A 19,138-nucleotide genomic window follows, 5' to 3' on the forward strand; every position below is an offset into this window, starting at 1 on the left:
TCCGATCGACCCCTCATCCTTGCACCGCCGGGGCATCGATGCCCACTCAGTCCCGGTACGCGCGTTCCTCGACCCGCTCGACCACCTCGGCCGCCATCTCCTGGAGGAAGAGCATCTCGCCCGGATGGAACAAGCGTGGCCGCACGTCGAGCCCGCAGATCCCGCCGAGCACCTGACCTGTGTGCGAGATCAGCGGCGCCCCGGCGTACGCCCGGATGCCGCCGACCGTGACCAGCGGATTGTCGTGGAAGAGGGGGTCGGCGCTCAGGTCGGGCACGGCGCGCGGCGCACGGTCGGCGACCAGCGGCACGCAGAGCGCCCACTCCGCCGGGGTGCCGCAGGCCTCGCGCATCCAGTCCGGCGCCGGGCCGGCCCCGGCCAGGAAGACCTGCGCCGTGTTGAGCAGGACATCGACCATCACGAAGGGAGTATCGAGCCGGACCCCTACCGTATCGACAATGTCGCGCAGATAGCCACGCTCGGCCTCCCGGTCGAGCCCGAGCCGGGCCACGTCGGCCAGCCGCGGGATCGAACGGATCGCCGCCGTCATGAGGGCACCGATCGGCTCAACGCCTCGTAGGTGATCACCCGCACCTTTGTCGAGCGGCCGGCGACCCGCATCATGTCACCGACCGTCATCATGTGCTCGGCCATCTTGCGCAGGTCGGCGGCGCTCTCCAGGGGGCGGCGCAGGCCGAGCTCGCGAACCGACAGGTCCCAGATGCCCTCGGCGGTGCGCCGGCCGACCAGCTCGCCGAGCGCGTCGATCGCCTCGTTCTCGGTGGGGCGCTCCTGCCCGTACTCGTTGCTCGGCGTCATCTCGGTCCCCCGGTCAGAAGAGCTCGATAATCGGCTCGCCCGCGGAATCGGACGGCCCGCCGGTGCTCGCCGCGTGCGTGGCCCGCTGGCGGCCCATGACGTGGCGTGCCCGCAGGTCGTCGACTCGAATCATCTTCTCCCTAACCGCCTCGGCGGGGAGGGCCGGGCGCGGGCCGCCTCGATCGCCGCGTTGAGCGCGAGCAGGTTCGTCTGGTCGGCGATGTGCGCGACCGTCTTGACGATCTCCCGATCTCGTCGGCCTGCTTCTCCAGCCCGGTGATGGTCACGACGGAGGCGGCCTGCCGGCTGGAGGCCCCTTCGACGTTGGCGAGCAGCCCGCTGATGCCGGAGCGGGTCTCCTGGAGAAGGTTCTGCAGCGCCTGGCTGAGCTCGGCGACCTGGCGGGTGGTCTGCTCCTGGCTGGAGACCCGCTCCTCCACCTGGTTCATCGCGGTCAGGCTCTGCTGGGTGGCGCCCGAGTCTTCCTCGGCGCCCGCCGAGATCTGCTGCATCGACTCGGTGAGCTGACGCGACGCCTCCGCGGCTTCCGCGTTCTACACCGAGATCTCCGCGGTGGCCGAGGCGATCCGCTCGGCGGCCTGCTGCTGCTTGGCGACCCACCGGTTGGCCTCGGAGGCGGCCTACCTCCCCAAACGCATCCGATGCCCCACCGAACGCAGCGGTGACGGCATCAGCCCTTGGCCGCGGCCTTCATCTCCTTCTTGTAGGCGCGAACCTTCCCCAGCGACTCACCGTCGACAATGTCGGCCACGGACTTGAACGATCCGACTTCTCCGTAGCCACCCGCGGCCTCACGCCATCCGGCCGGCTCGACCCCGTATTGCTTCCCCAGCAGAGCCACAAAGATCTGAGACTTTTGCTTGCCGAACCCCGGCAACGAAGCCACCCGCTTGAGCAACTCCTTGCCATCGCTCACGCCGGCCCACAGATTGGCGGCCTCCCCGTCATACTCCTGGACGAGCGCCCGGCAAACTTCCTGCACCCGAGCCGCCATGGCTTTCGGAAACCGATGCAACGCAGGCGGCTTGGCAAAGATCGCCACCAGGCCTTCCGGATCAAACTCCGCAATCTCCACCGCCGTAGGCGAGTGCCCAAGCCGCTGAGCCAACACCCAAGGCGAGCTGAACGCCTTCTCCAACGGAATCTGCTGATCCAGCACCATCCCGATGAGCAGCGCCAGCGGCTCACTGGACAGCAGCTTATTGGCCTCGTCGTCAATCGGCAGGCTGAGCGTCATGCCCCTATCTTGCCGCTAACCGCTCCCCTCCCGTCCAGACGCCCACCCCACTTCCGCCCCCAGATCGCCGCCGCCCCGCCACCCACACGCCGCCCCCGCCGCCTGCGTGCCACCCCACCGCCCGCACGCCACCCCGCCGCTCGCACGCCGCCCGCGCCGCCCCGTCGCCCGCGCCCGCGTCGCCCCGGCCGCCCCACGGGCACCTGCCAGCGCATGCCCCGCGCCCGACGCCACCCCGGCCGGCCATGCCCCGAGCGCCCGAGCGCCCCCGTCAGCGCATGCCGGCCTCGTATGCCTGGGCGACCAGCTGAGCCCGGTCGCGGGCACCCAGCTTGGCCAGCAGCCGGGTGATGTGCGTCTTGACGGTGCCCATGCTCACCTGCAGATCGGCGGCGATCTCCTCGTTCGACCGGCACCGCGCAATCAACTCCAGCACCTCGCGCTCCCGCGCCGTGATGTGCGGCAACGGCGTGACCTTGCGCTCGGGCAACTCGGTGTAGGCCTCGATCAGCCGCCGCGTAGCGCCCGGTGTCAGCAACGCCTCGCCGGCCGCAACCACCTTGATGGCGTTGATCAGATCGCCCGGCAGAACCTCCTTGAGCAGAAAGCCACTGGCCCCGGCCCGGATCGCCCCGAACACATACTCATCGAGGTCGAAGGTCGTCAACACCAGCACCCGCGTGCACAACCCGGCGTTGCCCTGACAGATCTGCCGGGTCGCCTCGATGCCATTCATATCCGGCATCCGCACGTCCATGAGGATCACATCGGGCCTCTCCCGAAGCGCGACCTCGACCGCCTCCTTCCCGGTAGCCGCCTCGCCCACGCAGACCAGCCCAGGCGTGTTGTCGATGAGCAGCCGAAACCCGGCCCGCAGCAATGGCTGATCGTCAGCCAGCGCCACCCGCACATCCCTGCTCATCCCAGATACCGCCTCGCTCATGCCGAATACCGCAAGGTCGTCGCCACCCGCCAGCCGCCCTCGGGCCTGGGCCCAGCGACCAACTCCCCGCCGAACATCGCGACCCGCTCCCGCATACCGATCAGCCCCTGCCCCGCAGCCTCACCGCCGTCGTCCACCGCACTCAAGCCACTACGACCAATGCCGTTGGCCGGCCCGGCCGCGCCGTCGTCGGTCACCTCGATCCGGACCTCGCCCGGCGCGAGGTCGACTTCGATCCAGCATGTCGTTGCTCGGGCGTGCTTGAGCACATTCGTCACCGCCTCCTGCACCACCCGGAACACGGCCACGCCAACGCTCTCCGGAATGACCCGGTCACCGCGGACTTCGAGATCGACCGCAAGCCCGGCGGAACGAGCCGCCGCGACGAGCTCGTCGAGCTCGGTCAGACCGGGCGTGGGCGCGACGACCGCCTCGGCGCGCAGCGCTCCGAGAGCGCCGCGAAGCTCGGCGAGGGTCTCCCGGCTCGTGGTGGCGATCAGCCGCAGCGACTCGCGCAGCTCCTCGGGCCGCGCGTCGGCGATGTGGTCGGCGATCGTGGCCCGGACCGCGATCACGCTCATGTTGTGCGAGACGATGTCGTGCAGGTCGCGGGCGATCCGCAACCGTTCCGCGCGCAGCGCCAGCTCGGTCACCTGGCCGGCGCTCTGTGCGGCGTAGGCCCGGCGCTCCCGGATGGCGCGCCCGAGCGTCCAGCAGATGCCAAGCGCCCAGAGCACGAGCCCCACCTCGTACAGCTCGCGGGTCGCCAAGGCGAACGCCACCCCCAGCACCGCGATGCCCACCAGGACGATCAGCACCGACCGGCCCCGCCGGACATCGGTGCCCACCGTGTAGAGCACCAGCCCCAGCACGACGCTCGGCGCGATCCCCGCGTAATCGGGAATCGCCCCGGTGAGCGAGGCGAAGGCGCAGAGCGCGATGGCCGACCAGGCCGCCAACTCGGGTCGCAGCCGGCGCACCGCCACTGGAACGCCCAGCAGCAGCCCGATCAGCGCCGACACCCAGGCCGGCTCGTGCCAGGAGACCCGCGACGACGCGAGCGGCACCTCGGCCGCGGCGAGCCAGCCGAGCACCGCGGCCCCCACGGCCAGCACCGCATCACACGCGAGCAGCTGGCCGCGGCTGAGCCCGCGGAGGAACACGGAGGGCGCGGCGGTCGTCATGCCGCGACAGTAATCAGAAGTCCCGCCGGGCGCGTCAGACCACGGTCTGATGTTCGCGATCACCAACTCTGGACCTGGGTTTGACGACTTCCCGCCCCCGAACCGCGATCGTCGACAGCCATGACGACAGCGATGGTCGCGCTCCACGACCTACGGATGGAGTACTCCGCCGGCCGAGACCGGGTGACGGCGCTGGACGGTGTCACGGTCGATCTCCCGGCCGGCACCTTCACGGCCGTCATGGGCCCGTCCGGCTCCGGCAAGTCCACCCTTCTGCACTGTGCGGCCGGTCTGGACAGGCCGACCTCCGGCGAGGTGGTGCTCGACGGCGTGCGGCTGAGCGAGCTCGACGAGACCGGCCTCACCGTCCTCCGGCGCGAGCGCGCCGGCTTCGTCTTCCAGGCCTTCAACCTGATCTCCTCGCTCACCGCCGCGCAAAATGTCGCGCTTCCCGCTCGCCTGGCCGGCCGCCGCGTCGCTCCGGAGGAGACGGCCGCGGCGTTGGGCCGGGTCGGTCTCGCCGACCGTGCCGGACACCGCCCGGTCGAGCTGTCCGGCGGCGAGCAGCAAAGGGTGGCGATCGCCCGCGCGCTGCTCACCGGCCCATCGGTGCTCTTCGCCGACGAGCCGACCGGCGCGCTGGACGCGACCACCTCCCGGCAGGTGCTCGCGCTGCTGCGCGGCCTGGTCGACGAGCGGGGCCAGACCATCGTGATGGTCACCCACGATCCGGTGGCGGCCGCGGTGGCTGATCAGGTTCTGCTGTTGGCAGACGGCCGGCTGATCGATCGCCTGGCGGCGACCTCCGCCGAGTCGATCGCGACCCGCATGGCCGCGGTGGAGGCGACATGCTGACGAGAGACCGGCTGGGTGCATTTGTCGCCGTCTTATTCGGTACGGCGGCCGTAGCGCTCACCCTGACACTGCTCGGTTCGGCCCACCCGCGAGTGCCAGACCGCTACGCCGCGGTCGCCATGGCGGTGCAGAGCCCTCGGGTGACGACCCCGGCCGACCCGTTCCCGGAGCCCCGGCCCTGGTCCTCAGCCGAGGCCGCCGCTCTGGCCGCCCGTCTGGCCACGGTCCCCGGAGTCACCGCTGCGGTCCCCGATCGGCACTTCTATGCCCAGCCAGTGCTCGGCGACCGCCCGTCATCCGCCGTGCAGGAGGGGCACGGATGGGCGAGCTCGGCCCTGGCAGCCGACACCCTGGTCGCGGGCCGTTCTCCGACAGCCGATCGCGAGGTCGTCGTGCCCCGTGGTTCGGGAATCCCGGTCGGCGGCGACGTGACGATCCTGATGGCGACCGGGCCAACCACATGGCGCGTAACCGGGCTCATCGACGCCGACCGGCTCTACGTCTCGGATGCGACCGCGGCGCGCCTGGCCCCCGGCGTACGCGTCATCGGTCTCACCGGAAGCCCTCACCTGCCGCAAGTCCTCGCACTCGCCGGCGGCGCGACGGTGTTGCACGGCTCGGCGCTGGGCGATCTGGAGCCGCGGTCCGACGCCCGGACGCGGTGGATCGGCCTCCAGGTGATCACCGCCATGACGGCGCTGTCGGCGTTCGCGTGCGCCTTTGTGATCGCTTCGACGTTCGCGCTGACCGTCCACCAGCGACGGCGCGAGATCGGCCTCCTGCGGGCGATCGGCGCGACGCCGGCCCAGGTGCGCCGTTCCGTGATCCGAGAAGCCGCGCTGGTCGGGATCGTCGCCGGGACGGCCGGCACGCTGCTCGGGCTCGTACTCTCGCCGCTGATCGGGAGGGTTCTGGTCGACGCCGGGTTCGAGCCGTTGTCGTTGAGGGTCGGCTTCCATCTTTGGGCCGTCCTGGCGGGCATCGCGGCCGGCCCGTTGCTCGCCGTCGCGGGATCGCTGATGGCCGCCCGCCGCGCCGCCCGGGTCGGCCCGCTGGAGGCGCTGCGGCAGGCGCAGGTGGAGCCGCGGCCGATGACGCGGCTTCGCTGGATCACCGGGCTGCTGTTCACGGGTGGGGGCGTGGCGGCGGGCCTCGCCACCACGATGACCGACGACGTCAGCGACCTCGCGGCGTTCGCGCTGCTCGGGGCGATGGCACTGGTGGTGGGGGCGACGGTGCTGGCGCCGGCCGCCGTGCCGCTGCTCGTGCGAGTGCTGCTGCGGCCGGCTCGCGGACCGATCGCCACGGTGATGAGGGAGAGCGCGCTGACCGGGGCCAGGCGCACCGCGTCGACCGCCGCGCCGGTGTTGCTGACGGTGGCGTTCGCGGTCTTCATCGCGGGCAACGTGCAGACATCGGCCGAGGCGTATGCAGGCCGTCGCGCCAACGCGATGCAGACCGGCACGGTCCTGATCGCGGACGGGACGCCCGGCCTGAGCGACGCTGCCGCGCCGTCGGCGTCGCTACCCACCGATCTGTACGTTGACGACACTGTGCTCGCCGCCGTCGGCGTGAACCCCTCGGCATCGTTGCCCACGCAGGCGCTCGCCGAGCCGGATGCCGTCGCCCTCTCCGAGTCCCGGGCCAGGCAATCGCGGTTGGGAGTCGGGGACACGCTCACTGCGACCTTCCCCGATGGGCTGCCCGCGCGCCTGCACGTAGTGGCCGTCCTCCCCGACGACACGGCGCCGGCCGAGGTGGTGCTGAGCCGCGCCGCCGTGCGCAAGCACGACCCGTCGGCGCTGGCGACAGCCGCCGCCGTTCCGAGCGCCGGGACAGGCATGGGCGCGTTGGGGGCGCGGGCGGTCGATGTGGACACCTACGCCCGGCAGGCAGACGCGGAAGAGGACCGTCTTGTCTGGATCTTCACGTTGCTGCTGATCGGGGTGTCGGTCGGCTACGGCGCGCTCGCGGTGGCCAACACGCTCTTCATGGCCACGGCCCGCCGCGCGCCGGACTATCGACTCCTGCGGCTGGCCGGTGCCACGCCGCGGCAGGTGCTGCTTGCCGTCGCGGGCGAGTCGGCGCTGGTCGTTGCCGTTGGCGCGGCGCTGGGTGGCGCCGCCGCGTTCCTGGCTCTGTGGGGCGGCGTGGCCGGGCTGCGCGAGCAGACCGGCGCGGCCGTGCCTCTGACCGTGCCCTGGCCGACCGCTGCCATCGCGGTCGGTGTCTGCCTCACCCTGGCCCTCACCGCGAGCGTGCTGCCCGCACGGGCGCGGCTGACCCGCTTCGACCTGGCCCGGGAGCTGTCGTGAGCGTCATTCGAGCTGGCCCGGGACGCGTCGCGAGGCCTCACCTGCCGGCGACTTCGCGGAGCGAGCGCTCGGTCAGGGAACCCAGCACGATGTCCGCGCCGTCCAGTGCGAGATCGGCGGTCAGCGGGTTGGGCACCGCCACGCAGAACAGGCCGGCCGCCTTGGCCGCCGCCACGCCGTTGGGCGAGTCCTCGATCGCCAGCGCCTCGTCCGCGCGCACGCCCAGATCGCTCAGCGCCAGTTCGTACAGGTCGGGCGCGGGCTTGCTCCGCACGACCCGTTCGCGGGTGGCCAGCACCGCGAACCGATCCCGCAAGCCGAGCGCGTCGAGGAAGCGCTCGACCCAGGCCGCGCCGGAACTCGAGGCCAGACCCACGCGCAGGCCCAGGTCGCGGGCCTCGTCCAGCCAGGCGACGATCCCGGGGCGGGCCTCGGCCGCGGACATCAACTCGTCGAAGCGGGCATGCCGGGTGGTCCGCAGCGCCGTTCGGTCCACCGGGCCGCCGATCAGTTCCTCGAGATGGTCGTACGGATCCCAGCCCGAGTCCGACGTGCCGATCGCCTGCGACCACACCGCCTGGTCGAGCGAGACGCCGTGGGCGGCATACGCCTCCTGCCACGAGGTGAACTCGGGGGTCTCGGTGTCCAGGATCGTTCCGTCCAGATCGAAGATGATCGCCTTCAGCACAGGAGCATCATCCGCCGTCCCGGCAAGCGCGTCCGGCCGGCGACGCGGCGACGCGGATCACAAAGACGAACGCAATTGGCCCGGCCGCACGCGGGTAACGTCGCTGCTTGTGACCGGTCCGTAAGGAAGGGGTACGACGATGAGCGACTCGTACGAGAGCATCGAGCGGGAGATCGCCGGCGGCGACTACGGTCCCGGGGTCTTCGACGAGCCGGACACTCCCCGGCCGGAGAAGGGTGACGACGACGCCGGGCTGTCGAGCACGCTCGCCGCGGGCACCGACGTCGACCGGCTTCAGGACGGTGGGCCGCACCCGGAGCACGGCGTGATGACCACGACCGGCGGCACGGCCGGGCCGAACAGCTTCCGCACCCATCCGCGCACCGGCCCGGGTGTCGCGAACACGACCACCGGCGATGCCACCACCGGCGCGCTGGAGACGCCGGTCGACAGCTACACGAGCGACGCCAGCAGCAACGCGATCGACTGACCTGGCCCCGGCCGCTAACGTCGGCGGCGTGACAGACCAGCCGCCGGCCCCGACTCCGATGCCGCCCGCGAGCCAGCCCCTCGCGGGCGAGCCGGACGTCGCGCGCCATGAGCCCGGCGAGCCTAACGCCGCGGGCCTGGGTGAGCCGTTCGCCGCGGGGCGGGAGGCCGATGTCTTTCTGCTCGATGACGGGCGGGTGCTGCGGCGCTATCGCACCGGGGCGGACACCGCGCACGAGGCCGAGATCATGGCGTACGCCGCCAGTCACGGTTATCCCGTCCCGGCGGTGTACGCCGCGAGCGGGCCCGACATGGTGATGGAACGGCTTCATGGGCCGACCATGGCGGAGGCGGCGCTCGCCGGCGAACTGGCCCTGGAGGACGGCGCCGTCATGCTCGCCGAACTGCTACGCCGGCTGCACGAGCTGCCACCGCGCGGGTCCGCTGGGCGGGACACGATCATTCATCTCGACCTGCATCCGGAGAACGTGCTGATCACCGAGCGCGGGCCGGTGGTGATCGACTGGCGGAACGCAGGCGACGGGCCGGGCGATCTCGACACGGCGTTGAGCGCGCTGATCATCGCGCAGGTCGCGATCGGGTCCATCGAGCATCCGCTCGGCGCGTCCATCGACGCCATGCTCGACCGGTTCCTCGAGTTGGCGCCGGGCGACCCGCTGCGGCTCCTCGACGACGCCGCGGCGTACCGCGGGGGCCAGCTCACCATGTCACCCGACGAGGTCGCGATGATCGGCACCGCGGTGGCTCGGGTGCGGGCCGGCGTTCGATAGCAGACGACCGCCCGGCGGAAGGGGAGGATCCGCCGGACGGTCGAAGGAAGTACAGGTGCGGGATCAGCCCGCGTAGGCCTCCAGCCGGGAGGCACGCTCGGGGTCACGGAGCTTGAGCATCGTGACCTTCTCGATCTGGCGGATGCGCTCGCGGGAGAGACCGAACTCGCGACCCACCTCGTCGAGGGTGCGCTGCCGGCCGTCGTCCAGACCGAAGCGGAGGCGGATCACCGCGGACTCGCGCTCCGAGAGCGTCGCGAGAACGATCTCCACCTCGTTGCGGAGCTCGCCCTGGCCGATGGTGTTCGCCGGGTTCGGGTCGACCGCCGCGACGAAGTCGCCCAGCGCGCTCTCCCCGTCCTCGCCGACGGCCTGGTCGAGGCTGACGGGCTCCCGGTCGTACGAGATGAGCTCGATGACCTGGAATTCCGGCACGCTCATGGCCTTGGCGATCTCGACGATGCTCGGCTCGCGGCCGAGGGTCGCAGCGAGGTCGCGGCGGGCCCGGACCATGCGATTGACCTGCTCGACCATGTGCACCGGGATGCGGATCGTGCGGGCCTGGTCGGCCATCGCGCGGGTGATCGCCTGCCGGATCCACCAGGTGGCGTACGTCGAGAACTTGTAGCCCTTGGTGTAGTCGAACTTCTCGACCGCACGGATCAGGCCGAGGTTGCCCTCCTGGATCAGGTCCAGGAACGCCATGCCGCGGCCCGTGTACCGCTTCGCGATGCTGACCACCAGCCGCAGGTTGGCCTCGAGCAGGTGGTTCTTCGCGGCCTTGCCCTCGATGACGATGATCTCGAGCAGAGGAGCAAGGTCGTCGTTCGCCTCGGGAAGCTTCTCCTCGGCGTAAAGCCCGGCCTCGATGCGCTTGGAGAGCTCAACCTCCTCGACGGCGGTGAGGAGGCGGGTGCGGCCGATGCCGTTCAGGTAGGCCCGAACCAGGTCTGCGGAGACTCCACGCTCGTCCGTGGCGTCCAGGTCGACCAAGAGCTCGACACCGTCCGTCATGCTGTTCTCGTCAGAGGCCTTCATCTGCAGGACCACCTTTCAGTCCCCTCCCCGCTGATAACCGTCTCGTGCGTCCCAGCCGCTTCGTGCCGGTGATCGATAGCTTGGCCCGGGACGCGTGAAGCGGAGGTGAGGCAAGCGTCCAGGTGGCATGAATCAGGGAGAACCCTGACGTCACCAAGCCGACAAGTGGGTGGAATGCCGGATCTGGGTTGTTGTGATGCGCCGATAATGTTCTGCAAACGCCGTCCAGGAGGGTTCGGTTCAGTGGTCTTCAAGAAGATGTTGCAGGCAATGGGTGTCGGTGGTCCGTCAGTGGAGACGGTCCTGGCCAACCCGAACTGCCGGCCCGGCGGATTCCTCGAGGGCCAGGTGCACGTCCAGGGCGGCGATCACGCGGTTGACGTGGAATATCTCGCCGTCGGGCTGATCACCCGGGTCGAGGTGGAGAGCGGCGACAGCGAGTACAACACCGACCAGGAGTTCCACCGGCAGCGGCTGACCGGCTCGTTCCGGCTCGACCCGGGCGCGCGCTACGACGTGCCGTTCCGCTTCGACGTGCCGTGGGAGACGCCGATCACCGAGGTCTACGGGCAGCATCTGCACGGCATGACCATGGGCCTGACGACCGAGCTCGAGGTCGCGCGCGCGGTCGACAAGTCGGATCTGGACGCGGTGGCGGTGCACCCGCTGCCGGCGCAGGAGCGCCTCCTTGACGCGCTGCTGAGGCTCGGCTTCCGATTCAGCCGCGCCGACGTCGAGCGCGGCCGGGTGTACGGCGTGGAGCAGCAGCTGCCGTTCTACCAGGAGATCGAGTTCTACCCGCCGTCCGCGTACGCCCACGGGATCAACCAGCTCGAACTGACCTTCATCCCGACGCCGCACCGCCTCCAGGTGGTTCTGGAGATCGACAAGCGGGGCGGCATGTTCACCGAGGGTCACGACGCGTTCGGCAAGTTCGACGTCGACTACGCCACGGTCGACCAGGTCGACTGGGCCGGCCAGCTCGACAACTGGCTGCGGCAGTCCGCCCAGCGCCGGGGGCTGTTCTTCTAGAGCTCCAGCAGCAGCGTGCGCGGCCCGACGTTGACGCTCTCGACGAGCATGTGCGCCCGGAAGCGGCCGGTCTCCACGGTCGCTCCCCGGGCGCGCAGCGCCTCGACGTACGCGTTGACCAGCGGTTCGGCGATCTCGGCCGGCGCCGCCGCGTTCCAGGTCGGGCGGCGGCCTTTGCGGGCGTCGCCGTAGAGCGTGAACTGACTGATCACCAGCAGCGGCGCGCCGGCGTCGGAGGCCGACGCCTCGTCGTCGAGAATCCGCAGCTCGTACGTCTTGCGCGCCAGCTCGGCGGCCTTGGCGGGGGTGTCGTCGTGGGTGACCCCGACCAGCACGAGCAGCCCATCCTCGATCTTGCCGATGATCTCGTCGTCGACGGTCACACTGGCCCGGCTCACGGTCTGTACCAACGCCCGCATGGGTAACCCTTTCCGCCCTGCCCGAGATGTCGCCCGAGCCCGCTTGGTCCTTTGGCGCCCTGGCAGCCTAAACGGTGAAATCCGACTGGGTGCCCTCCGGCGCCGCGATGCTACGCGGTGCGCAGCCGGCACGGAGACGGCGGAGACCGCACGGAGACGCGGAGACCGCACGGAGACGCGGAGACCGCACGGAGACGCGGAGACCGCACGGAGACGCGGAGACCGCGAAGACGGCGCGGATGGCGGGCAGGGCCGCGAGGTTACGGGCTGCGGAGACGGCGCGGACCGGTGTCGGGCCGGGACATGGGCGGCCCCAGCTCGGTCGCGGCGTGCAGGACCGAGATGCCGTCCGGCCGGGCCAGCACCGGGTTGAGCATCAGCGAGCGCAGGCGCGGATGGTCGTCGGCCAGCCGCCCCACCCGCAGAAGCAGGTCGGTAAGGGCCGCGCGGTCGACCGGCGCCGATCCTCGATAGCCGTGCAGGAGCGGCGCCGCGCGAGGCTCGTCGACCAGGGCCTCGGCCGCGCGGTCGGTCAGCGGGGCCGCCCGCCAAGCAAGGTCGCCGAGCAGCTCGCTGGCCACCCCGCCCAGGCCGAAACCGACGACCGGCCCGAACGCGGGATCCTCCACCACCTCGACCGTGCAGGCGACGCCGGGCGCGACCATGGTCTGCACCAGCACGTCGGGGCCGAATTTCTCCGACAGGTCCGCGTACGCCGCGCGCAGGTCGCCCTCGTCGGCAAGCGCCAGCCGCACCGCCCCGAGGTCGATCCGATGGCGCAGCGCCCCACCGGCCGCCTTCAGAGCCACCGGATAGCCCAGGGACGAGGCGGCCGCGAGAGCCGACTCGGCCGAAGTCGCCAAAGTGGACGGCACCACGTCGATGCCGTACGCGGCGAGTAGCGCCGAGGGCGGCCCCTCCAGGTCGACCGCCGAGGGGTCCACATCGGGCAGCGCCGGCAGCACGCCCGGCGGGCGGCGCAGCCACTCTGCGTAGTTCGCGACGCGAGCCAGGGCCCGCACCGCCTCCTCGACCGACGGATACGACGGCACCCGGGACGGCAGGTTGCCCAGCAGGAAGGTCGCCACCGTCGGCTTCTCCCCCGCCAGCGCGACGCTCGCCAGGGCGGCGGCGAAGTCGGCGTCCTCGTCGGGGAGCTGGCCGGGCAGCGGCGGCGCGAAGACCACCACCAGCGCGTCGGCCCGCGCGTCGACGGCGGCGTCGGCCAGGGCGTCGGCGAACTCGTGCGCGCCCGCCTGGGGGCTTATGTCGTGCGGATAGCCCTCCGCGACGACCAGCCCCGCCGCGCGGCAGGCGGAGACCGCGAGCTGCGAGAGGGCCGACGAGTTGCCGACGACCGCCACGCGACGGCCGGCCGGCAGCGGCTGGTGGGCGAGGAGCAGGCCGACGTCGAAAAGCTCCTGCACCGTGTCGACCCGGATGACGCCGGAGCGGGCGAACAGGGCGGTCACCGCGTTGGCGTCGGGACCGGGCAGGTCGCCCGCGAGGCCGGGCGGGCGGGTCGCCGAGGCCACCGCCACGACCGGTTTGACCCGGGACATGCGCCGGGCGAGGCGGGCGAACTTGCGCGGGTTGCCGAAGGTCTCGAGATAGAGCAGGACCACGTCGGTACCGGGGTCGTCCTGCCAGTACTGCAACAGGTCGTTGCCGGAGACGTCGGCGCGGTTGCCGGCCGAGACGAAGCTGGACAGGCCCAGCCCGCGCCGATCGGCCTCGGCGAGCAGCGCCACCCCGAGCGCGCCGCTCTGGCTGAAGAACCCGACCCGCCCCGCCGCCGGCAGCGTCGGGGCGAGCGTCGCGTTGAGGCGTACGGAAGGATCGGCATTTGCGATCCCCATGCTGTTGGGCCCCACCACGCGCAACCCCACGTCGTGCGCGCGCTCGACCAGCGTCCGCTGGGCGGCCGCCCCCGGCGCGCCCGCCTCGGCGAAGCCGGCCGAGACCACCACCAAGCCGCCGGCGCCGCTCGCGGCGGCATCCTCGACCGCTTCGGCGACCGCCTCCGGCGGCACCGCGATGAGCGCCAGGTCGACCGCGACGCCGGCCTCGGTGGCCGACCGGTAGGCCGGGAGGCCCGCGACCCGCCGCTCCCGGCGGTGCACGGGCACGATCGTCCCCGCATACCCGCCGTCGCGCAGGTGACCCAGCATGGCCGCGCCGATGCCCTGCCCGCTCGCGCTGGCGCCGTAGACCGCCACTGCCCTCGGCGCGAGCAGCCGGGCGATCGACCGCGCCTCGGTGCGCTGCTCGCGCGACTCCTGCACCTCGCGCGACTTCTCGGTGGGCTCGATCGGGAACTCTAGGTGCACCACGCCGTCCGCGTAGCGGCGCTGGATCAGATAGCCGAAGTCACTGAAGACGCGCAGCATGCCCCCGTTTTCCGGGAGGACCTCGGCGACGAACCGCTTGATGCCGTTTTCCCGGGCGGCCTGGGCCAGATGCTCGAGCAGGACCGAGCCGATGCCCCGGCCCTGATGCGCGTCCTCCACCACCAGGGCCACCTCGGCCTCGGGCGAGTCGTGGCCGAGGCGCTCGTAACGGCCGACCGCCATGATGCGGGGGCCGCTCACCATGACGAATGCCTCGCGGTCGGCGTGGTCGACGTTGACGAAGCGCTCCAGGTCGCGCTCGGGGATTCGCGGGTACGGCGAGAAGTAGCGCAAGTAACGCGTGCGCTCGCTCATGCGGGAGTGGAACTCCACAATGGCCGGCGCGTCCCCGGGGCGGATCTGCCGCAGGTGAGCGGCCGACCCGTCGGAGAGCAGGACGTCTGCGCTCTTCTCCACGACGCCGCCTAGTCTCTCGGGTCCTGCGGGTCGAGGCCGTGCAGCGGGAACACGGCGGTGCGGGTGGCGAGGATCGCCCGGTCGACCGCGTCGGGGGTGGTGCCCGGCGCCCAGCGCTCGAGGGGCGGGTCGACGCCGTCGGTCATGGTCTCGGGCACGACGCGGCCCGGGCAGCGCTCGGCGGCGAACGAGCGCCAGGCCGCCGGAGTCGTCGTCGACGGGGCGAGCGGGTCGCCGGTGGCCACGGCCAACAGGTGGGTCCAGGCGCGGGGGACGACCTCGACCAGCGCGTATCCCCCGCCGCCGGTGGCGACCCAGCGGCCGTCGCAGAGCTCGTCGGCCAGGTCGCGCATCGCCAGGTAGGCCGCGCGCTGGCCGTCGACCGACAGGCGCAGGTCGGCCAGCGGGTCGAGGCGGTGGGTGTCGGCGCCGCACTGGCTGAAGATGATCTCGGGTGCGAACGCGCGCACCACCGACGGCACGATCGCGTGGAACGCGCGCAGCCAGCCGCCGTCGGACGTGCCGGGCGGCAGCGGCACGTTGACCGCCATGCCCTCGGCGCCCGGGCCGCCGATCTCGTCGGAGAAGCCGGTGCCGGGGAAGAGCGCGAGTGGCGACTCGTGCAGGCTGATCGTGAGCACTCGGGGGTCGTCGTAGAACGCGGCCTGCACGCCGTCGCCGTGGTGGACGTCGACATCGACGTACGCCACCCGCTGGGCGCCCCGGTCCAGCAGGCGGGCGATCGCGACGGCGGGGTCGTTGTAGACGCAGAAGCCCGCGGCGCGGGCGGCCATCGCGTGATGCAGGCCACCGGCGACGTTGACGGCGCGGGTGGCCGTGCCCTCCCAGACCGCCTCGGCGGCGGCGATGCTCGCGCCGCAGATGCGCGCGGACGACTCGTGCATACCGTCGAAGACGGGATTGTCGGGAGTATTCAGGCCCCAGCCCCGGAAGAACGGGTCGCTCGGAGCGAGCCGGACGGCGTCGAGATAATCAGCGCGGTGGATGCGGGTGAGATCGTCGTCGGTCGCCGGCCGGGGTGTGATCATGCGCACGCCGGGCCGATCGAGGACGCCGAGCTCGCGGGCGAGGGCCATGGTCAGCTCGACCCGCACCGGGTTGAGCGGGTGGTCGCCCATGTCGTAGTCGAGCAGGGCTTGATCCCACACCACGGCCGTCGTCCGCTCTGCCATGACCGTCATGCTGCCACGCACTGCCGACAGTTTCCGGAGTGCGTTCAGGTAGGGTCTGTCGCACACCAGTTCGGCGCGGCTGTCAACCCCCGGTGACGGGGTAATATCGCTACCGGGAGGGCCGCACCTTGAATGATCTTGTTGACACTACGGAGATGTATCTCCGCACCATCCTCGAGCTGGAGGAGGAGGGCGTCCCGCCGCTGCGCGCACGGATCGCCGAGCGCCTCCACCAGAGCGGCCCGACGGTCAGCCAGACGGTGGCCCGCATGGAGCGCGATGGATTGCTCACCGTCGAGGGCGACCGCCATCTGGTGCTGACCGGGGCCGGCCGGGTGGCCGCCGTCGCCGTCATGCGCAAGCACCGCCTGGCCGAGCTGCTGCTGGTCAACGTGATCGGGATGCCCTACGAGGAGGCCCACGAGGAGGCCTGCCGCTGGGAGCACGTCATGAGCGACACGGTCGAGCGCAAGGTCTACGAGCTGCTCAACCGGCCGACTCGCTCGCCGTACGGAAATCCGATCCCCGGCCTCGACAAGCTCGGCCTGCCCGACGAGGACGAGCCGGGCCAGGCGACCACCGTGAGCAGCCAGGGCGAGCGCAACCTGGCGTTCCCCGGCCTGACCGGCAGCGTGGTCGTGCGACGCATCTGCGAGAGCGTGCAGACCAACGCCGATGTGCTGCGCCAGCTGCATGCCGCGGGCATCGACCCGGGCACGACGGTCACGGTGGCGCAGGAGCGCGACGCGGTGACCATAGACCGCTCGGGCGACAAGATCCGCCTGCCGCGCGAGGTCGCTTCCCGGGTCTTTGTGGCAGCCCACTAACTAACCGGCCGTCGTGTCCATCGCCTTCGCCAGGGCGAGCAGCTTGGTGTTCATCGCGTTCACATCGGTGGCCTTGGCGCTCTTGGCGAAAGTGAAGCGCAGCGTCTGCAGCTGCTTCGCCTCGCTGAGCCAGCCGATCTCGATGGTGGGCCCGTGCCCGCCCGCCGCCGCGGTGTTCAGCCGGTAGGCGGCCTTGCCGAGACCTTTGAGCTTGGTCGCCTTGTCAGGCTTGAGATCCGTCAGGAACAGCTCGGCGTCGGCCTGGGTGCTCTCCACGACGGAGAGCGCCAGGTCGGGCCAGTCGCCGTTCACCGTCTGCACCACGCAGGTGGACGTGTCGTCGACCTGGTCGGAGGCGGCCACGTCGAAGGTGACGCCGATCTTGGACTTGATCATGGCGTAGTCCCACAGGATGCACGCGCCGCCCGCCGAGGCCGCCGGCTGCGTCACGAGCTCGACCGGGGGCAGCGGCTCCTGGTTGCTCGCGTCGGCGCGGTTGTCGCAGGCAGCCAGGCTGAGGAGCGCAGCGGCGCCTAGCACGACGGAACGCGAACGCACGAGTGATCCTCCCGAGGGTTTTCGGGGCACACCGTACTTTGCCCGGCGATCGGGCGAAAGGCCGAGTCAGGCACCAAAGGCACACGCTGCGTAGCACTTGACGACGGCCGTCAAGTAGCATGGCCCGCATGACCGGCCTCGTGGAGCAGATCGTGCGCCTGCTCGACGTGCGTCTGCTCGACCCGCTCGAGGTGCTGCTCGATGGCGATGACGCGGTCGAGGCAATTCGTGATCTCGTACGGCTCAGGGCACGGCGCTGGGCCGACACCATGGAGCACGGCGACGACCGGACGGCCGTGCTGACGGCGGCCCGGCTCATCGCCACCCTCTATCCGAGCGACCGCGCCTTCGATCCGCCGCCCGACTGGTGGACGAGCCCGCTCGGTCAGGCCGTGGCGCTGCGCGCCGGGCACCCGTGGTCCGAGTCGGTCTCCTACGCCGTCGCCGGCGCGATGCTCGGCATCACCCGGCAAGGCGTCCATGACCTGGTGAGACGCGGCCGCCTGCCCCGTCATCCCGACGGCGGCGTGCCGTCCGGAGCCGTCCGCGACCGCTTGCGCGCCCGCAAAAACGAGGAGACACCGTGATCAACGACCGCCTGATCGACGCCGGGGAGCTTCCGCTCGCGGTCCGCGACTTCGGCGGCGACGCGCCCCCGCTGCTGCTGTTGCACGGCGCCGGCGGCAACCTCGCCCACATGACCACGCTGGCCCGCGCCCTCCGCCCGCACCACCGGGTGATCACGATGGATCTGCGCGGCCACGGCCGTTCCGGCGACGGCTCCTGGAGCTGGGATGCGGCGCTCGGCGACCTGGCCGCCGTCTGCGTGCAGATGGAGCTCGACCGTCCCGCCGTGGTCGGCCACTCGCTGGGGGGCATGCTCGCGGCGCTGTGGGGCCAGCGCCACCCCGAGGCCCCGGCCGTGATCAGCCTCGACGGCAACCCGCCGCCGACCCGCCCGGAGCACCTGCCCGGCCTCGACCCGGAGAAGGCAGCGGCCGAGCTGTCCCGGCTGCGCGCGATCTTCGACCAGATGGAAGCGGCGGCCGGCCAGGTGATCGAGGCCGACCAGCTGCCCGACCTGGTCGAGCGCCAGCAGATGGCGGCCCGCGACATGGGCGCCAACGAGAAGGTGTGGATCGAGGGCTTCCGTCGCAACCTGGTCCACGAGAACGGCGAGACCTCGACCCGCCCGTCCGCCGCCACCGCGTCCCAGCTGCGCACGCTGATGAACGAGTTGGAGCTGGCGCCGGTCTACGCCGCCACGAGCTGCCCCGAGCTCGTCGTGCTGCCCACCCGCGACCTGCCCGAGCAGGAGCCGTTCGCCGAGCTCTACGCGGCCCACCGCCGCTATCTCGTCGACCAGGCCGCGGCCTCCGGCGTCCGCTATCTCTCGCTGGCCGACGCCTCGCACGCCATGGTCGTCGAGCAGCCGGCGGTCCTGGCCGGCCTGATCACCGACTTCGTGCAGAGCGCCCGCTAGGCCAGATAGCCGGGCAGGCGCGCGAGGCAGCTCTCCCAGCCGGCTCGATACATCTCCGCGGTGGCGGCGTCGACCAGATCGTGCACGACGACGAGGTCGGTGCCGCCGTCCCGCGCCGCCAGCGTGATCGTCACCCGGCTGTCGCGGTCGTCGCCCAGCCATCGCCACGTCTGCACGATCCGCCGCGGGAAGTCCAGCTCGGCGTACTCCCCTTCGAAACCCATGCCGTCGCCGGTGATGCCGAATCGCCCGCCGGCGACGGGATCGGATTTCGCGATCGGATGCACCGATGGCGGCCAGTACCAGGCGGCCAGCGCGTCGGCATCGGTGAGCGCCGCCCAGACCCGTTCCGGCGAGGCATCCACATAGGTCGAGATCACCGCAGACTCGTCGTGGTCCATCGGCCCACCATGTCACAGTCGGCGACCGGAGGAGGGGC

Annotated in this window: 22 protein-coding genes; 9 read left to right on the plus strand and 13 right to left on the minus strand. The window is 71.5% G+C overall.

Annotated features, from left to right (window positions below):
• Nucleotides 1-46: 46 nt before the first annotated feature.
• The 3 genes from ACQPZX_RS41850 to ACQPZX_RS41860 all read right to left on the minus strand — a co-directional run bounded on the left by ACQPZX_RS41850 (nt 47) and on the right by ACQPZX_RS41860 (nt 1,062).
• Entirely contained in the window at nt 47-550 is a 504-nt protein-coding gene (locus ACQPZX_RS41850; protein ID WP_433368586.1) for a GAF domain-containing protein, read from the minus strand.
• The gene (locus ACQPZX_RS41855) at nt 547-819 is read right to left on the minus strand and encodes a hypothetical protein (RefSeq protein ID WP_433368589.1); all 273 of its coding nucleotides are present in this window, start codon (nt 817-819) and stop codon (nt 547-549) included. Before ACQPZX_RS41855 ends, ACQPZX_RS41850 begins: the two co-directional genes overlap by 4 nt.
• A gap of 129 nt (nt 820-948) precedes the next feature.
• Nucleotides 949-1,062, minus strand: coding sequence for a methyl-accepting chemotaxis protein (locus ACQPZX_RS41860; RefSeq protein WP_433385761.1), 114 nt, complete (start codon nt 1,060-1,062; stop codon nt 949-951).
• On the opposite strand from ACQPZX_RS41860, the gene ACQPZX_RS41865 reads away from it, so the two are divergent.
• Nucleotides 1,042-1,347 (plus strand): hypothetical protein, encoded by a 306-nt coding sequence (locus tag ACQPZX_RS41865; protein WP_433386086.1) that lies wholly within the window; start codon nt 1,042-1,044, stop codon nt 1,345-1,347. The two genes, ACQPZX_RS41860 and ACQPZX_RS41865, sit on opposite strands and share 21 nt — an antisense overlap.
• A 163-nt stretch (nt 1,348-1,510) precedes the next feature.
• On the opposite strand, the gene ACQPZX_RS41870 is transcribed toward ACQPZX_RS41865, so the two are convergent.
• The 3 genes from ACQPZX_RS41870 to ACQPZX_RS41880 all read right to left on the minus strand — a co-directional run bounded on the left by ACQPZX_RS41870 (nt 1,511) and on the right by ACQPZX_RS41880 (nt 4,204).
• The gene (locus ACQPZX_RS41870; RefSeq protein ID WP_433368592.1) at nt 1,511-2,077 is read right to left on the minus strand and encodes an HhH-GPD-type base excision DNA repair protein; all 567 of its coding nucleotides are present in this window, start codon (nt 2,075-2,077) and stop codon (nt 1,511-1,513) included.
• Between the two features lie 271 nt (nt 2,078-2,348).
• Nucleotides 2,349-2,999 (minus strand): response regulator, encoded by a 651-nt coding sequence (locus ACQPZX_RS41875; RefSeq protein WP_433385763.1) that lies wholly within the window; start codon nt 2,997-2,999, stop codon nt 2,349-2,351.
• A gap of 17 nt (nt 3,000-3,016) precedes the next feature.
• Entirely contained in the window at nt 3,017-4,204 is a 1,188-nt protein-coding gene (locus tag ACQPZX_RS41880) for a sensor histidine kinase (RefSeq protein ID WP_433368595.1), read from the minus strand.
• A gap of 120 nt (nt 4,205-4,324) precedes the next feature.
• On the opposite strand from ACQPZX_RS41880, the gene ACQPZX_RS41885 reads away from it, so the two are divergent.
• Entirely contained in the window at nt 4,325-5,059 is a 735-nt protein-coding gene (locus tag ACQPZX_RS41885) for an ABC transporter ATP-binding protein (RefSeq protein ID WP_433368597.1), read from the plus strand.
• Nucleotides 5,053-7,374 carry an FtsX-like permease family protein gene (locus tag ACQPZX_RS41890; RefSeq protein WP_433368600.1) on the plus strand — a complete coding sequence of 774 codons (2,322 nt, stop codon included), beginning with the start codon at nt 5,053-5,055 and terminating at the stop codon, nt 7,372-7,374. The genes ACQPZX_RS41885 and ACQPZX_RS41890 overlap by 7 nt, the downstream gene beginning before the upstream one ends.
• Nucleotides 7,375-7,411: 37 nt before the next feature.
• Here ACQPZX_RS41890 and ACQPZX_RS41895 read toward each other — a convergent pair whose 3' ends face one another.
• Entirely contained in the window at nt 7,412-8,062 is a 651-nt protein-coding gene (locus ACQPZX_RS41895) for an HAD family hydrolase (protein ID WP_433368603.1), read from the minus strand.
• 139 nt (nt 8,063-8,201) lie between these two features.
• Here ACQPZX_RS41895 and ACQPZX_RS41900 point away from each other — a divergent pair, with 139 nt between their 5' ends.
• Nucleotides 8,202-8,552 carry a hypothetical protein gene (locus ACQPZX_RS41900; protein WP_433368604.1) on the plus strand — a complete coding sequence of 117 codons (351 nt, stop codon included), beginning with the start codon at nt 8,202-8,204 and terminating at the stop codon, nt 8,550-8,552.
• Between the two features lie 28 nt (nt 8,553-8,580).
• A complete protein-coding gene (locus ACQPZX_RS41905) occupies nt 8,581-9,342 on the plus strand; it encodes a phosphotransferase (protein ID WP_433368606.1) in 762 nt (253 codons plus the stop codon).
• A gap of 63 nt (nt 9,343-9,405) precedes the next feature.
• Here the strand turns inward: ACQPZX_RS41905 and sigB are convergent, their stop codons facing one another.
• Entirely contained in the window at nt 9,406-10,380 is a 975-nt protein-coding gene (sigB, locus tag ACQPZX_RS41910) for an RNA polymerase sigma factor SigB (protein WP_433368608.1), read from the minus strand.
• Between the two features lie 243 nt (nt 10,381-10,623).
• Here sigB and ACQPZX_RS41915 point away from each other — a divergent pair, with 243 nt between their 5' ends.
• Nucleotides 10,624-11,412 (plus strand): sporulation protein, encoded by a 789-nt coding sequence (locus ACQPZX_RS41915; RefSeq protein WP_433368611.1) that lies wholly within the window; start codon nt 10,624-10,626, stop codon nt 11,410-11,412.
• Here ACQPZX_RS41915 and dtd read toward each other — a convergent pair.
• The 3 genes from dtd to ACQPZX_RS41930 form a co-directional block, all read right to left on the minus strand.
• Nucleotides 11,409-11,831, minus strand: coding sequence for a D-aminoacyl-tRNA deacylase (gene dtd, locus ACQPZX_RS41920; RefSeq protein WP_433368614.1), 423 nt, complete (start codon nt 11,829-11,831; stop codon nt 11,409-11,411). The genes ACQPZX_RS41915 and dtd overlap by 4 nt on opposite strands.
• A gap of 260 nt (nt 11,832-12,091) precedes the next feature.
• Entirely contained in the window at nt 12,092-14,638 is a 2,547-nt protein-coding gene (locus ACQPZX_RS41925) for a GNAT family N-acetyltransferase (protein WP_433368617.1), read from the minus strand.
• A gap of 8 nt (nt 14,639-14,646) precedes the next feature.
• Nucleotides 14,647-15,831 carry an acetoin utilization protein AcuC gene (locus ACQPZX_RS41930; RefSeq protein ID WP_433368620.1) on the minus strand — a complete coding sequence of 395 codons (1,185 nt, stop codon included), beginning with the start codon at nt 15,829-15,831 and terminating at the stop codon, nt 14,647-14,649.
• A gap of 155 nt (nt 15,832-15,986) precedes the next feature.
• On the opposite strand from ACQPZX_RS41930, the gene ACQPZX_RS41935 reads away from it, so the two are divergent.
• The gene (locus ACQPZX_RS41935; protein WP_433368623.1) at nt 15,987-16,658 is read left to right on the plus strand and encodes a metal-dependent transcriptional regulator; all 672 of its coding nucleotides are present in this window, start codon (nt 15,987-15,989) and stop codon (nt 16,656-16,658) included.
• On the opposite strand, the gene ACQPZX_RS41940 is transcribed toward ACQPZX_RS41935, so the two are convergent.
• Nucleotides 16,659-17,216 carry a hypothetical protein gene (locus ACQPZX_RS41940; protein ID WP_433368626.1) on the minus strand — a complete coding sequence of 186 codons (558 nt, stop codon included), beginning with the start codon at nt 17,214-17,216 and terminating at the stop codon, nt 16,659-16,661.
• 128 nt (nt 17,217-17,344) lie between these two features.
• Between ACQPZX_RS41940 and ACQPZX_RS41945 the strand changes: the two genes are divergently transcribed.
• Nucleotides 17,345-17,803, plus strand: a complete 459-nt coding sequence (locus ACQPZX_RS41945) for a hypothetical protein (RefSeq protein ID WP_433368629.1) — start codon at nt 17,345-17,347, stop codon at nt 17,801-17,803.
• Complete coding sequence (locus ACQPZX_RS41950) at nt 17,800-18,699, plus strand: alpha/beta fold hydrolase (RefSeq protein WP_433368632.1); 900 nt, start codon at nt 17,800-17,802, stop codon at nt 18,697-18,699. The genes ACQPZX_RS41945 and ACQPZX_RS41950 overlap by 4 nt, the downstream gene beginning before the upstream one ends.
• Here ACQPZX_RS41950 and ACQPZX_RS41955 read toward each other — a convergent pair.
• Nucleotides 18,696-19,100, minus strand: coding sequence for an SRPBCC family protein (locus tag ACQPZX_RS41955; RefSeq protein WP_433368635.1), 405 nt, complete (start codon nt 19,098-19,100; stop codon nt 18,696-18,698). The genes ACQPZX_RS41950 and ACQPZX_RS41955 overlap by 4 nt on opposite strands.
• Nucleotides 19,101-19,138 lie beyond the last annotated feature (38 nt).

It is taken from the genome of Actinoplanes sp. CA-142083, assembly GCF_050942195.1.
GTDB lineage: Bacteria > Actinomycetota > Actinomycetes > Mycobacteriales > Micromonosporaceae > Actinoplanes.